Origin of the sequence: Streptomyces hilarionis, from assembly GCF_024539675.1 — a bacterium.
GTDB classification, from domain to species: domain Bacteria; phylum Actinomycetota; class Actinomycetes; order Streptomycetales; family Streptomycetaceae; genus Streptomyces; species Streptomyces hilarionis.
The window spans coordinates 21,906-36,185 of record NZ_JAHHIT010000041.1 but is presented as its reverse complement, the minus strand read 5'-3'; the positions used below and the strand labels follow the sequence as shown (position 1 = coordinate 36,185).

Annotated in this window: 13 protein-coding genes; 9 read left to right on the top strand and 4 right to left on the bottom strand. The window is 73.3% G+C overall.

Going from position 1 to position 14,280, the window contains the following annotated elements; genetic code table 11:
• The first annotated feature begins 146 nt into the window (after window positions 1-146).
• The 6 genes from rhaI (at window position 147) to KMS84_RS08880 (ending at window position 7,870) form a co-directional block, all read left to right on the top strand.
• Window positions 147-1,307, top strand: a complete 1,161-nt coding sequence (rhaI, locus tag KMS84_RS08905) for an L-rhamnose isomerase (RefSeq protein WP_256915552.1) — start codon at window positions 147-149, stop codon at window positions 1,305-1,307.
• 116 nt (window positions 1,308-1,423) lie between these two features.
• On the top strand, window positions 1,424-3,463 hold the full coding sequence (locus tag KMS84_RS08900) for a bifunctional aldolase/short-chain dehydrogenase (protein WP_256915551.1): 2,040 nt from the start codon (window positions 1,424-1,426) through the stop codon (window positions 3,461-3,463).
• A 5-nt stretch (window positions 3,464-3,468) separates the two neighbouring features.
• The gene (locus KMS84_RS08895) at window positions 3,469-4,905 is read left to right on the top strand and encodes a rhamnulokinase (RefSeq protein WP_256915550.1); all 1,437 of its coding nucleotides are present in this window, start codon (window positions 3,469-3,471) and stop codon (window positions 4,903-4,905) included.
• A gap of 72 nt (window positions 4,906-4,977) precedes the next feature.
• The gene (locus KMS84_RS08890) at window positions 4,978-5,733 is read left to right on the top strand and encodes a (Fe-S)-binding protein (protein WP_256915549.1); all 756 of its coding nucleotides are present in this window, start codon (window positions 4,978-4,980) and stop codon (window positions 5,731-5,733) included.
• A complete protein-coding gene (locus tag KMS84_RS08885) occupies window positions 5,730-7,232 on the top strand; it encodes a LutB/LldF family L-lactate oxidation iron-sulfur protein (RefSeq protein WP_256915548.1) in 1,503 nt (500 codons plus the stop codon). The genes KMS84_RS08890 and KMS84_RS08885 overlap by 4 nt, the downstream gene beginning before the upstream one ends.
• Entirely contained in the window at window positions 7,229-7,870 is a 642-nt protein-coding gene (locus KMS84_RS08880; RefSeq protein ID WP_256915547.1) for a LutC/YkgG family protein, read from the top strand. Before KMS84_RS08885 ends, KMS84_RS08880 begins: the two co-directional genes overlap by 4 nt.
• Window positions 7,871-8,037: 167 nt before the next feature.
• Here the strand turns inward: KMS84_RS08880 and KMS84_RS08875 are convergent, their stop codons facing one another.
• Window positions 8,038-8,613, bottom strand: coding sequence for a hypothetical protein (locus KMS84_RS08875; protein ID WP_256915546.1), 576 nt, complete (start codon window positions 8,611-8,613; stop codon window positions 8,038-8,040).
• Window positions 8,614-8,735: 122 nt separating this feature from the next.
• Here KMS84_RS08875 and KMS84_RS08870 point away from each other — a divergent pair, with 122 nt between their 5' ends.
• Window positions 8,736-9,593, top strand: a complete 858-nt coding sequence (locus tag KMS84_RS08870) for an AAA family ATPase (protein ID WP_256915612.1) — start codon at window positions 8,736-8,738, stop codon at window positions 9,591-9,593.
• Window positions 9,590-10,942 carry a vWA domain-containing protein gene (locus KMS84_RS08865; protein WP_256915545.1) on the top strand — a complete coding sequence of 451 codons (1,353 nt, stop codon included), beginning with the start codon at window positions 9,590-9,592 and terminating at the stop codon, window positions 10,940-10,942. Before KMS84_RS08870 ends, KMS84_RS08865 begins: the two co-directional genes overlap by 4 nt.
• 57 nt (window positions 10,943-10,999) lie before the next feature.
• Here KMS84_RS08865 and KMS84_RS08860 read toward each other — a convergent pair whose 3' ends face one another.
• From KMS84_RS08860 to KMS84_RS08850, 3 genes are all read right to left on the bottom strand, one after another.
• The gene (locus KMS84_RS08860) at window positions 11,000-11,359 is read right to left on the bottom strand and encodes a cupin domain-containing protein (RefSeq protein WP_256915544.1); all 360 of its coding nucleotides are present in this window, start codon (window positions 11,357-11,359) and stop codon (window positions 11,000-11,002) included.
• Between the two features lie 141 nt (window positions 11,360-11,500).
• A complete protein-coding gene (locus KMS84_RS08855) occupies window positions 11,501-12,478 on the bottom strand; it encodes a threo-3-hydroxy-L-aspartate ammonia-lyase (RefSeq protein WP_256915543.1) in 978 nt (325 codons plus the stop codon).
• Window positions 12,475-13,188 carry a helix-turn-helix transcriptional regulator gene (locus tag KMS84_RS08850; protein ID WP_256915542.1) on the bottom strand — a complete coding sequence of 238 codons (714 nt, stop codon included), beginning with the start codon at window positions 13,186-13,188 and terminating at the stop codon, window positions 12,475-12,477. Before KMS84_RS08850 ends, KMS84_RS08855 begins: the two co-directional genes overlap by 4 nt.
• A 205-nt stretch (window positions 13,189-13,393) precedes the next feature.
• Here KMS84_RS08850 and KMS84_RS08845 point away from each other — a divergent pair, with 205 nt between their 5' ends.
• Window positions 13,394-14,212, top strand: coding sequence for an SAM-dependent methyltransferase (locus tag KMS84_RS08845; protein WP_256915541.1), 819 nt, complete (start codon window positions 13,394-13,396; stop codon window positions 14,210-14,212).
• The last annotated feature ends 68 nt before the right edge of the window (window positions 14,213-14,280 follow it).

Here is a 14,280-nt window from a genome sequence, read left to right as displayed (position 1 = left end):
AAAGTTTTCGATAGCCGAAGGTCACGCGGCGATCACGAACAACGGAGCTGCCCGGAGGGGTTGACACTGTCCCGGCGGCCTCATAGCTTCCCGTTCTGAATCGTTTCATCCGGGCGCTGTTCCGGACCGATGTCACAGGAGCCGAAGTGACCGACCTCGCCGCGGTGAAGGCCGCGCTGAAGACCCAGGCCGTCGAGACGCCGTCGTGGGCGTACGGGAACTCAGGCACCCGTTTCAAGGTGTTCGCCCAGGAGGGCGTGCCGCGCACCCCGCAGGAGAAGCTGGACGACGCGGCCCAGGTGCACGCGTTCACCGGAGTGGCTCCGACCGTGGCCCTGCACATCCCCTGGGACAAGGTGGAGGACTACGCCGCACTTGCGAAACACGCCGAGGACCGCGGGGTGCGGCTGGGGGCGATCAACTCCAACACCTTCCAGGACGACGCGTACAAGCTGGGCAGCGTCTGCCACCCGGACGCGGCGGTGCGGCGCAAGGCCCTCGCGCACCTGCTGGAGTGCGTCGACATCATGGACGCGACCGGCTCCACCGATCTGAAGCTGTGGTTCGCCGACGGCACCAACTACCCCGGCCAGGACGACCTCCGCGCGCGGCAGGACCGGCTCGCCGAAGGTCTCGCCGCGGTCTACGAGCGGCTCGGCGACGGACAGCGGATGCTGCTGGAGTACAAGTTCTTCGAGCCGGCCTTCTACTCCACGGACGTGCCGGACTGGGGCACCGCGTACGCGCACTGCCTCAAACTGGGCCCCAAGGCGCAGGTCGTGGTGGACACCGGGCACCACGCGCCCGGCACCAACATCGAGTTCATCGTCGCCACGCTCCTGCGGGAGGGCAAGCTCGGCGGCTTCGACTTCAACTCGCGGTTCTACGCGGACGACGACCTGATGGTGGGCGCCGCCGACCCCTTCCAGCTGTTCCGGATCATGTACGAGGTCGTGCGCGGCGGGGGCTTCACGTCCGAGGTGGCGTTCATGCTCGACCAGTGCCACAACATCGAGGCGAAGATCCCGGCGATCATCCGGTCCGTGATGAACGTGCAGGAGGCCACCGCCAAGGCGCTGCTCGTCGACCGGTCCGCGCTGGCCGCCGCGCAGGCCTCGGGGGACGTCCTGGAGGCGAACGCCGTGGTGATGGACGCGTACAACACGGACGTGCGTCCGCTGCTGCGCGAGGTGCGCGAGGAGATGGGACTGGACCCCGAGCCGATGGCCGCGTACCGGCGGTCCGGGTGGGCCGAGAAGATCGTCGCCTCGCGAGTCGGCGGGGAGCAGGCGGGGTGGGGGGCGTAGGCCTCTGCCGTCACCTGTCCGTCACGGACTGCGGGCCCGTCGTGGCCGGCCGCGCAGTTCCCCGCGCCCCTGAGAAAAGGCGCACTCCCCCTCTCCTGGAAAAGTAAGGAATCTCCATGTCCACCCACCCCGAAGCCGCCGCTCTGCTCGGTCGGTCCCACCGGCTGGGCGCCGATCCCCGCAACACCAACTACGCAGGCGGCAACACGTCCGCCAAGGGCACCGGCACCGACCCCGTGACCGGCGGGGACGTCGAGCTGATGTGGGTGAAGGGGTCCGGCGGGGACCTCGGGACACTCACCGGGGCGGGACTGGCCGTGCTGCGGCTGGACCGGCTGCGCGGGCTCGCCCACGTCTACCCGGGCGTCGAGCGCGAGGACGAGATGGTCGCCGCGTTCGACTACTGCCTGCACGGCAAGGGCGGCGCGGCGCCGTCGATCGACACCGCCCTGCACGGCCTCGTCGACGCCGCCCACGTCGACCACCTGCACCCCGACTCCGGGATCGCGCTGGCCTGCGCGGCCGACGGCGAGAAGCTGACGGCCGAGTGCTTCGGGGACACCGTCGCATGGGTGCCCTGGCGCCGGCCCGGCTTCCAGCTGGGACTCGACATCGCCGCCGTCAAGGCGGCCAACCCGCAGGCGATCGGCTGCGTCCTGGGCGGCCACGGCATCACCGCGTGGGGCGACACCTCCGAGGAGTGCGAGCGCAACTCGCTGCACATCATCCGCACCGCCGAGGCCTTCCTCGCGCAGAAGGGGAAGGCCGATCCGTTCGGGCCGGCCCTCGAAGGCCACGAGGCGCTGCCCGAGGCCCAGCGGCGGGAGCGGGCGGCGGCGCTGGCCCCGCACGTGCGGGCGATCGCCTCGCAGGACCGTCCCCAGGTGGGCCACTTCACCGACTCCGACGTCGTCCTCGACTTCCTGGCGCGGGCCGAGCACCCCCGGCTCGCCGCGCTCGGCACCTCCTGCCCGGACCACTTCCTGCGCACCAAGGTGCGGCCGCTGGTGCTCGACCTGCCGCCCGCCGCCCCGTTGGAGGAGGCGATCGCGCGGCTCGGGGAACTGCACGCCGCGTACCGCGAGGAGTACGCCGCCTACTACGCCCGGCACGCAGACACCGACTCCCCCGCGATGCGCGGCGCCGACCCGGCGATCGTGCTGGTGCCGGGCGTGGGCATGTTCTCCTTCGGCAAGGACAAGCAGACGGCCCGGGTCGCCGGCGAGTTCTACGTCAACGCGATCAACGTGATGCGGGGCGCCGAGTCGGTGTCGTCGTACGCGCCGATCGAGGAGTCGGAGAAGTTCCGCATCGAGTACTGGGCCCTGGAGGAGGCCAAGCTGCGGCGGATGCCGGAGCCGAAGGCCCTGGCCACGCGGGTGGCCCTGGTGACGGGCGGCGGCAGCGGGATCGGCAGGGCGATCGCACACCGGCTGGCCGCCGAGGGCGCCTGCGTCGTCGTCGCCGATCTGCACGCCGAGAACGCCGCCGCCGTCGCCGAGGAGCTCGGCGGACCCGACAGGGCCGTCGCCGTCACCGTCGACGTGACGTCCGAGGAGCAGATCGCCCGCGCCTTCGAGGCCGCCGTGCTCGCCTTCGGCGGGGTCGACCTGGTGGTCAACAACGCCGGCATCTCCGTCTCCAAGCCGCTGCTGGAGACCTCCGCCCGGGACTGGGACCTCCAGCACGACATCATGGCCCGCGGCTCCTTCCTCGTCTCCCGGGAGGCGGCCCGGGTGATGATCGCCCAGAGGCAGGGCGGCGACATCGTCTACATCGCCTCGAAGAACGCCGTCTTCGCCGGCCCGAACAACGTCGCCTACTCCGCCACCAAGGCCGACCAGGCCCACCAGGTCCGCCTGCTCGCCGCCGAGCTGGGCGAGCACGGCATCCGCGTCAACGGCGTCAACCCCGACGGCGTGGTGCGCGGGTCGGGGATCTTCGCGGGCGGCTGGGGCGCCCAGCGCGCGGCCGTGTACGGGGTGGAGGAGGACAAGCTGGGCGAGTTCTACGCCCAGCGGACCATCCTCAAGCGCGAGGTGCTGCCCGAGCACGTGGCGAACGCCGTGTTCGCGCTGACCGGCGGCGAGCTCACCCACACCACCGGACTGCACATCCCCGTCGACGCGGGTGTGGCGGCCGCGTTCCTCCGGTGACGGCCGTGAGGGCGTACGCCGCCGTCGACCTCGGCGCGTCCAGCGGGCGCGTCATGGTCGGCCGCGTCGGCCCGGACCGGCTGGAGCTCACCGAGGCCCACCGCTTCCCCAACCGGCCGGTGCGGCTGCCCGAGGGCCTGCGCTGGGACGTGCTGTCCCTGTACGCGGGCGTGCTGGACGGGCTGCGCGCCGCCGGGCCGGTGGACTCCGTCGGCATCGACGGCTGGGCCGTGGACTACGGCCTGCTGGACGCCGACGGGGCCCTGCTCGGCAACCCGGTGCACTACCGGGACACGCGCACGGAGGGCGTCGCCGAGAAGGTGTGGAACACCGTGCCGGCGGCCGAGCTGTACGCGGCGACGGGTCTGCAGTACGCGCCCTTCAACACCCTGTACCAGCTGACGGCGGCGGCCGGCACGGCCCAACTGGCGCAGGCGCGCCGGCTGTTGCTGATACCAGATCTGCTGTCCTACTGGCTGACGGGCGAGCAGGGCACCGAGCGGACCAACGCCTCGACGACCCAGCTGATCGACCCGCGCACCGGCGACTGGTCCCACGCCGTCGCCGCGCGGCTCGGCATCGACCTGGAGCTGTTCGCTCCGCTGCGGCGGCCCGGCGACCCGGCGGGGCTGCTGCGCCCGCAGGTGCTGGAGGAGACGGGACTGACCGGCCCGGTGCCGGTGACCACCGTCGGCTCGCACGACACCGCGTCCGCCGTGGCGGCCGTCCCCGCCGCGGGCGAGCGCTTCGCCTACATCTGCACCGGCACCTGGTCCCTGGCCGGACTGGAGCTCGCGGCGCCCGTCCTCACCGAGGCCGGCCGGGCCGCCAACTTCACCAACGAGCTGGGGCTGGACGGCACCGTCCGCTACCTGCGCAACATCATGGGCCTGTGGCTGCTCCAGGAATGCGTACGGGCCTGGGGCCACCCCGAGCTGGGCGCACTGCTGCGGGACGCGGCACGGGCGCCGGCCCTGCGGTCGGTCGTGGACGCGGGTGACGCCGTCTTCCTCGCGCCCGGGCGGATGCCGGAGCGGATCGCCGAGGCGTGCCGGGCCACGGGGCAGCCGGTCCCGCGCACGCCCGCGGAGATCACCCGCTGCATCCTCGACTCCCTGGCCCTCGCGCACCGGCGGGCGGTCACCGACGCCCAGCGTCTGGCGGACCACCCCGTCGACGTCGTGCACATCGTCGGGGGCGGCACCCGCAACGAGCTGCTGTGCCGGCTGACCGCCGACGCCTGCGGGCTGCCCGTGGTGGCCGGCCCCACCGAGGCGGCGGCCCTCGGCAACGTGCTGGTGCAGGCACGGGCGCACGGCCTGGTCGGCGACCGGGCCGACATGCGCCGGCTGCTGGCCCGCACGCAGCCGCTGACCCGCTACGAGCCCCGGGGGGACGCCGAGCGATGGCGGGAGGCGGAGGCCCGGCTCGCCGCGCGCTGAGCCGGGGTCTCCCCGGGACCGCCGAGCCGGACTACCCTTCACCCATCCGATGATCTACCCCAAGGAGCCGCGATGCGTGTCGCCCTGTTCCTGACCTGTGTCAACGACACGCTCTATCCGGACACCGGCCGTGCCGTGGTGAAACTGCTGACCAGGCTGGGCGTAGAGGTCGACTTCCCGATGGCCCAGACCTGCTGCGGACAGGCGCACTACAACACCGGCTACCGTCACGAGGCCGAGCCGCTGGCCCGCCATTTCTCCGATGTCTTCGGCGAGTACGAGGCCATCGTCACGCCGTCCGGATCATGCGCTGCGATGGTGCGGGAGCTGTATCCGCGGATGGGCGAGCGGGCCCGGGCCGAGGGGCGCGGCGACGCGCTGGCCGCCGCCGTGGCCCCGGTGGTCCCGAAGACCTACGAGCTCACCGAGTTCCTGGTGGACGTGCTCGGCGTGACCGACGTCGGGGCGTACTACCCGCGCACGGTGACCTACCACCCCACCTGTCACGGGCTGCGCGCGCTGGGGCTCGGGGACCGGCCCCGGCGGCTGCTCCGCGCCGTCGAGGGCCTGGAGCTGGTCGAACTGCCGGGGGCTGACGAGTGCTGCGGCTTCGGCGGCACCTTCGCGGTGAAGAACGCGGACGTCTCGGCGGCGATGGGCGCCGACAAGGTGCGCAACGCCGAGTCGACGGGCGCCCAGGTGCTGTGCGCGGCCGACAACTCCTGCCTGATGCACATCGGCGGGACCATGTCCCGGCTGCGCACCGGCATGCGGCCGGTGCACATCGCGGAGATCCTGGCGAGCACGGAACGGGAGCCGGCGCTGTGAGCGGGACGTTCGTCGGGATGCCGGCGTTTCCGGAGGCGGCGCGCGAGGCGGTGGCCGACGCCACCCTGCGCGGCAACCTGCGCCACGCCACGCACACCATCCGCGCCAAGCGCGCGGCGGCGGTGGCCGAGGTGTCCGACTGGGCGCAGTTGCGGGAGGCGGGCAGGCTCATCAAGGACCACACGCTGCGCCGGCTCGACCACTACCTCGTGCAGTTGGAGGAGGCGGTCACCGCGGCCGGGGGCACGGTCCACTGGGCGGCCGACGCGGACGAGGCCAACCGGATCGTCACCCGGCTCGTCAAGGAGACGGGCGAGTCGGAGGTCGTCAAGGTCAAGTCCATGGCGACGCAGGAGATCGGGCTCAACGAGGCGCTGGAGGCCGAGGGCATCCGGGCCTACGAGACCGATCTCGCCGAGCTGATCGTGCAGTTGGGCAAGGACCGTCCCTCGCACATCCTGGTCCCGGCCATCCACCGCAACCGGGGCGAGATCCGTGACGTCTTCCGGGCCGAGATGGGCGCCTGGGGCCGTCCCGCCCCCGAGGGCCTCACGGACCGGCCCGCCGAACTCGCCGAGGCGGCCCGGCTGCATCTGCGCGAGAAGTTCCTGCGGGCGAAGGTCGGGATCTCCGGCGCGAACTTCATGGTCGCCGAGACCGGCACCCTGGTGGTCGTCGAGTCCGAGGGCAACGGCCGCATGTGCCTGACCCTGCCGGAGACGCTGATCTCGGTCGTCGGCATCGAGAAGATCGTGCCGACCTGGCGCGACCTGGAGGTCTTCCTCCAGACGCTGCCCCGCTCCTCGACGGCCGAGCGCATGAACCCGTACACGTCGATGTGGACCGGCACCGGGGACGGCGACGCGGGCGAGGGGGACGGCCCGCGCACGTTCCACCTCGTGCTGCTGGACAACGGCCGTACCGACACCCTCGCCGACGAGGTGGGCCGACAGGCGCTGCGCTGCATCCGCTGCTCGGCCTGTCTGAACGTGTGCCCGGTGTACGAACGGGCCGGCGGCCACGCCTACGGCTCGGTGTACCCGGGCCCGATCGGCGCGATCCTCAGCCCCCAACTGCGGGGCACCGCGAGCGAGATCGACGCCTCGCTGCCGTACGCCTCCTCGCTGTGCGGCGCCTGCTACGACGTGTGCCCGGTCGCCATCGACATCCCGGAGGTGCTGGTGCATCTGCGCGAGCGCGTGGTCGAGGGCGGTCCGGTCACACGGGCCGGCAACAGGGTGGTGCTGAAGCCCGCCAAGGGCCACGGCGCCGAGCGCGCGGCGATGCGCGCGGCCCGCTGGGCGTTCTCCCGCCCGGGCGCCCTGCGCGCCGGGCAGCGGCTGGCGTCGCGCACCCGCGGGCTGCACCCGCGGACCCTGCCCGGCCCCGGCAGGGCGTGGAGCGCCGCACGCGATCTGCCGACCGTGCCCGCCGAGCCGTTCCGCGACTGGTGGCAGCGCACGAACGGCGGCTCCGCCGAGGAAAGGACCGCGAAGTGAGCAGCAGGGAACTGATCCTGGGCCGGGTGCGGCGCGCGCTGGCCGACGTCCCCGCGGACGACACGCCGTACGAGGACGCCGTGACGCGCACGTATCTGCGCGAGCACGGCGAGCGCGACGTGGCGCAGACCGTGGACCTCCTGGCAGAGAACCTGGCGGACTACCGGGCGATCGTGCACCGGTGCGACGAAGACGAACTGCCGGCGCTGCTGGCCCGGTTGCTCGCGGAGCGCGAGGCGTCGACCGTGCTCGTGCCGCCCGGCCTCGACACGGCCTGGCTGGCGGAGTCGGACGTCACGCGGGTGGCGGACCGGGCGGAGAGCGGCCCCCGCGAGCTCGACGTGGTGGACAGCGTGGTCACGGCGTGCGCGGTGGCCGTCGCGGAGACGGGGACGATCGTGCTGGACGCCGGGCCCGACCAGGGCCGGCGGCGCATCACCCTGGTCCCCGATCACCACGTCTGCGTGGTGCGGGTGCCCGGGCAGGTGGTGTCCTCCGTGCCGCAGGCGCTCGACCGGCTCGATCCGCGCCGCCCGCTGACGTGGATCTCCGGTCCCTCGGCGACCAGCGACATCGAGCTGGACCGGGTGGAGGGGGTGCACGGTCCGCGCACGCTGGAGGTGATCCTCGTCGGCTGAACCACGGCCCGAGGGGCCCGGGCCGGGCAGTCCGGGCGCGTGCGCCGGGCGGATACCGCGTGCGGCTGCCCCCCTCGTCCCGGGGGACGGCGCATGGTCGCCGGACACCGGCGCGACCGCGCGGCGCCGGGGGCGCTCCAGCCCCTCCCGCCGGGCCGGCCGCCCTGTCAGGAGTAGACCATCGGACACCCGTGGCGCAGGGAGTACTGGGCGGCCCGCAGGTACACCGCCACGTAGAACGCGGTGTCCAGGTCCTCGGCCCACGGTCCGGGGCGGGCGGCGGCGACCTTGCTCCCCTCGCCGTCCAGGAACCACAGGGTCAGTTCCAGGTTGCCGGTCGCCGGTATCGCGTCCAGCGGCAGGCCGAGGACGGCGGCGAGCCGCTCGGCGATCGCGAGGACCTGCGGCGCTCCCGCCACCAGCGTCTCGTCGCTGTACGGCGTGCCGACGGGCAGCTCGATCTCCCGGTCGAGGAAGAGCGGCACCAGCACCGACCATCCGGAGAGGGTCTCCTCCTCGGCCCGGGTCAGATGCGCCCGGCACAACGCGGCGAACCCCTCCATGGAGGGGCTCATCTTCTCCTCGAACCAGCCGCTCGCGGAGCCCGAGAGCTCCCCCGGCAGGTACGGCGGCTGCCCGCGCCGCCGCAGCTCCTCGTTCAGCGCGGCGGCGGTCTCGCCGTGCCCGCCCTCGTGCTCCCCGAGCCATTCCCGCGCGTCCACGCTCACCAGATACACACCCATGATCCGCAACGTACCGCCCGCCACTGACAACGGCGCCCGATCGGGTGACAAAGCCGGTGAACAAGCGCTTAGATAGTGAGCGGATCATGTCCGCAGCCCGCGCCCACCGCTCGGAGGCCCCGTTGTTCACGTCCGTCGACGATGTCCGCGCCCGCCTCGCCGGCAGCGGCTACCTGGCCTCCCCCGCCGTCGCCACGACCGTCTTCCTCGCCGACCGGCTCGGCAAGCCGCTGCTCGTGGAGGGTCCCGCCGGGGTCGGCAAGACCGAACTGGCCAAGGCCGTGGCCCAGGTGACGCAGGCCCGGCTGGTACGGCTCCAGTGCTACGAGGGCGTCGACGAGTCCCGCGCCCTGTACGAGTGGAACCACGCCAAGCAGCTGCTGCGCATCAGCGCCGGCCGTGACGAGACGTGGGACGAGACCCGCACCGACATCTTCAGCGAGGAGTTCCTCCTTCCGCGCCCCCTGCTGACCGCGATCCGCGGCGACGAGCCGACGGTCCTGCTCATCGACGAGACCGACAAGGCCGACGTCGAGGTGGAGGGACTGCTCCTGGAGGTGCTCAGCGACTTCCAGATCACCGTCCCCGAGCTGGGCACGGTCACCGCGACCCGCCGCCCGTTCGTCGTCCTCACCTCCAACGCGAGCCGGGAGCTGTCCGAAGCGCTGCGCCGGCGCTGTCTGTTCCTGCACCTCGGCTTCCCCGACGAGGAGCTGGAGCGGCGCATCGTCCGGCTGAAGGTGCCCGGGATCGGCGCGGCGCTGGCCGAGTCGGTGGTCCGGGTGGTCGGCGCGCTGCGCGCGATGGACCTGCGCAAGGCGCCCTCGGTGGCCGAGACGATCGACTGGGCGCGGACCCTGCTCGCCCTCGGCGCCGACGCCCTCGACGAGGACCTCGTGCGCGAGACCCTCGGCGTGATCCTCAAGCACCAGGACGACATCCTCAGGGCCGGCGCGAAGCTCGACCTGGACGCCGGATGAGCGTCGAGGCGGCCGACCGTATCGTCGGCTTCGTCGCCGCGCTGCGCGCCCACGGCGTCCGGGTCGGCACCGGTGAGACGGTCGACGCCGCGCAGGCAGCGACGGCCCTGGGGTTCGCCGACCGCGGCCTGCTGCGCGAAGGCCTGGCCGCGACCCTCCTGCACTCCCCGGACCAGCGGCGGGTGTTCGACACCGTCTTCGACCTGTACTTCCCCTACGGCGTCGGCGCGCCGCAGGACGAGCCGGGAGAGCGCGACGACCTGCGCGACCGGCTGGCCGCCGCGCTCGCCGCGAACGACGAGGCGCTGCTCGGCCGCCTGGCGATCGAGGCGGTCGACGGCCTCGGCGGCTACGGGACCTCACCGGGCACGGACGGCTGGTCGTCGCACCAGACCCTCGAACGGCTGCGCCCGCAGACGTTGTTGGCGCGCGTGCGGGACGACGTCCGGTCCCGGGGCGGCGCCTCCGGCTTCGCCGACCGGCTGCTGGAGGACGAGATCCGGCGCCGCATCGAGGCCTTCCGCGCCCTCGTCGCCCAGGAGGCACGGCGCCGGGTCGCGGAGCGCAGGGGCCGTGACGAGATCGCCCGGCGCGCGGTGGCTCCGACCGCCGACCGGGTCGACTTCCTGTACGCGGGGAAGGACCGGCTGGCCGAACTCCGCCGGACGGTACAGCCGCTGGCCCGCAGACTGGCCACCCGCATGGCGGCGCGTCGCCGCCGGGCCGCCCGGGGCACGATCGACCTTCGGCGCACCCTGCGCGGCTCCCTGTCGACGGGCGGGGTGCCGATGCGGCCCGTGCTGCGCCGCCGTCGCCCGGCCCGCCCCGAACTGGTGCTCCTGTGCGACGTGTCGGGCTCGGTGTCGGGGTTCTCCGACTTCACGATGCTGCTGGTGCAGGCGCTGCACGACCAGTTCAGCAAGGTCAGGGTGTTCGCCTTCGTCAACCGGATCGACGAGGTGACGCGCCTGCTGGAGCACGGGCACGCCGACCCCGAGGGCCTCGGCGCCCGCATCCGGGCCGAGGCGACGGTGACGGGCTACCACGGCAGCAGCGACTACGGCGTCGCCCTGGGCGAGTTCGTGCAGCGCCACGGCGCGGCCGTCGGGCCCCGCACGACGGTGTTCGTCCTCGGCGACGCGCGCACCAACATGAGCGACCCCAACCTGGCGGCCGTCCGCGAGATCGCCGAACGGTCCCGCAGGCTGTACTGGTTGAACCCGGAGCCGCGCTCACTGTGGGGCACCGGCGACTCGGCGGCGCCGGAGTACGCCGAGCTGGTGGCGATGCACGAGTGCCGCAACGCCCGCCAGCTCGCTGAGCTCACCGGCCGCCTGCTTCCCGTCTGACGCGCGGAGTTTTGGCCGCCCCCGTCCGGCCGGGCCCGCCGCGCCGCCGCCCGCGCCCTAGTCGGCCTTGGCGTAGTCCTTCGCCATCGCCCCGGCGAAGTCGTACACGACGCACTGCTCGTCGCCCACCACCCAGGCGTCGTGGCCCGGCGGGACCACGAAGACGTCGCCCGGGCCCACTTCGGCCTCGCCGCCGTCGTCCATGGTGATGTGCATGCGTCCGGAGACCACATAGCCGTTGTGATGGATCATGCAGGTGGCGGTGCCCGCGATCGACGCGAGCGACTCGGTCCAGCGCCAGCCGGGCTCGAAGGTCGCCACGGCGAAGTCGAGCCCCGTCATGTGAACGGCCTCGAGGTGGCCGCGGGGGAAATCGCGGCGCTCGTCCGGCTTTTCGAGCGTCTTCACTTCCATCATGACGCTCCTCCCTTCCGGCCGTGCTCGACCACGGCCGCGGCCGGTCTCCCCGGCGGACCTGGACGTCACCGGTGGAGCCGCGCCCTTACGCCCCCATCGTCCGCCCGTCCACCGGGGGCCGCCATCCGGGCGGCGCCGGCCTCAGTCGGCGTCGCCGCACAGCTCGGCGAAGCGCGCCGCGTCGATGTTGCCGCCGGAGACGACGACGCCGATCCGGCCGCCCGTCACCGGGACCCGGCCCGCGAGCAGGGCGGCCAGGCCGCTGGCCCCGCTCGGCTCCGTGACGATCTTCAGGCGCTCGAACGCGAAGCGCATCGCCGAGCGGATCTCGTCATCCGTGACCAGGGCGATCTCGTCCACGAGCCGCCGGACCACCGAGAAGGTGAGCTCTCCGGGGACGTGCACGGCCTGGCCGTCGGCGATGGTCCGCGGCACCGGGATCTCCACGCGCCGGCCCGCCTCCAGCGAGCGCTTGGTGTCGTCCCCCTGCTCCGGCTCCACGCCGACGACGCGCACACCCGGACGCAGGCCCTTGACCGCGGTGGCGCTGCCGGCGAGGAGTCCGCCGCCGCCGACCGGCACCAGCAGGGCGTCGAGCTCCCCGGCCTCCTCCAGCAGCTCCAGGGCGGCGGTGCCCTGACCCGCCATGACGTGCGGGTGCTCGTAGGGCGGGATCAGGGTCAGGCCCCGGTCGGCGGCCAGTGCCTCGGCGATCGCCACCCGGTCGCCGGTGTAGCGGTCGTACGTCACGATCTCGGCGCCGTAGCCCTGCGTCGCCGCCCGCTTGGAGCGCGGCGCGTCCTCGGGCATCACGATCACGGCGCCGGCGCCGAGCTCGCGCGCCGCCAGCGCGACGGCCTGGGCGTGGTTGCCGGAGGAGTAGGCGGCGATGCCCCGGGCGAGCTGCTCGGGGGTCAGCCGGGAGGCCGCGTTGTAGGCGCCGCGGAACTTGAAGGCGCCGACACGCTGGAAGTTCTCGCACTTGAGCAGGACTTCGGCGCCGACCGCCCGGTCGAGGGTCCGGGAGCGCAGCACCGGCGTGCGGTGGGCGACGCCCTTGAGGCGGACGGCCGCGTCGCGCACGTCGTCGAGGGTGATCGGCGGGGGTGTGGTCGTCACGGGTGTGCTCCCTGGGGTGTGCCGTCCGGGCCGTCGGCGTCACGCACGGCCCTGGACCGGGACAGGTAGGTGTAGGCGGAGGCGCGGGAGATGCCGAGGCGGGCGGCGATCTGCTCGACGGCGCGGCGCACGGCGAACACCCCGCGTTCGTCCAGCCCCCGGAAGAGGGCCAGCCGGCCCGGGCCGTCGAGAGCGGCCCAGGTCCGGTCCTGCCGCGCGAGATGGGCGTCGAGAAGGGCGTCGACGACGGAGTCGATGTCGTCGCCGAAAGCGGTCACCGGCGCCTCGGCCCGCGCTCCGGCCGCCCCCGCGAGGGCGGCCAGCAGGCCCTGCACCCGGTCGACCTCCGTGACGTCCACGTTGACGCACAGGGCGCCGAACACCGCGCCGCCGGAGTCGCGCAGCACCATCGTGGACGACTTGACCAGCTTGCCGCCGCCGGTGCGGGTGACGTAGTTCAGCTCGTCGGCCGCGTCGTCGCCGCGGGCGAGGACGCGCATCCCGATCTCGCTCATCGCGCCGCCGACCGCCCGTCCCGTCACCGCTCCGGCGACGGCGGCCACGGACCGCTCCGGTCGCCGGTAGTCGTGCAGGACCACCTCGCACAGCGGGCCGAAGGTCGCCGCGATGCCCTCGACGAGCGGCGTCAGCGCCCGCAGGATCGCGTCCTGCTCGGCTTCCCCGCCCCGGCTCCGTGCTGTGGCCTCCATGGCGCCATTAGAGCAGCGATTGGACCAGGAGTCCAGCGGCTGGACATGCAGTCCAATGGACTGACGCCGGTGCGGCGGACCGGCCCCGGGGCGGACACCGGGAGGGGGAACCGTCGATCAAGGGGTGGTGCCGTCAATTGCCGCTTCCCTAGGATGGGTTGCCGGTCGGGCCAGCCCGTGGCACGGCGGGGGTCTGGGGGAAGAGATGCAGCCTGGCAATGAGCTGTCCACGTCGATCGACGCCACGGTGCCGACGGCCGCGCGCATGTACGACCACTACCTGGGCGGCAAGGACAACTACGCGGCCGACCGCGCCGCCTGCGAGGAGCTCGACAAGGTCGTCCCCAGCACCCGCGCCCTCGCGCTGAACAACCGGCGCTTCCTCCAGCGGGCGGTGCGCACCCTCAGCCAGGAGTACGGGATCCGGCAGTTCCTCGACCACGGCTCCGGCCTGCCCACCCAGGACAACGTGCACCAGGTCGCCCAGCGCATCGACCCGAGCACCCACGTCGTCTACGTGGACAACGACCCCATGGTCCTCGTGCACGGGCGCGCCCTGCTCCAGCAGGACGAGCGGACCACCGTGATCCACGCCGACATGCGGGACACCGAGACCGTCTTCGGGCACCGGGAGACGCAGCGCCTGATCGACTTCTCCCAGCCGGTGGCCGTGCTGTTCAACTCGGTGTTCCACTGCATCCCCGACAGCGAGACCGACGGGCCGCAGGCGCTGGTGCGCCGGGTGACCGAGCGCCTCGCGCCCGGCAGCTTCGTGCTGATGTGCCAGCTCGTGAGCGAGGACCCGGCGGTCAGGGAGTTCGTCACCGACTTCATGGACAAGGCCACCCAGGGCCACTGGGGCCGGGTCCGCCAGGAGAAGGACGTCGCCGAGCTGTTCGACGGCCTGGACATCCTCGAACCGGGGCTCGTCGAGGTCTCCACCTGGCGCCCGGACACCGAGGTCGCGCCCCGCCAACTCACGCAGGAGTGGATCGAGTTCGGCGGCGTGGGCCGCCTGGGCTAGCCGCGTCCGGCCGCTCGCGCCGCGGCCACGCTCGCGCGCCCGGTCAGGAGCAGCGCTCGCACGGCCGC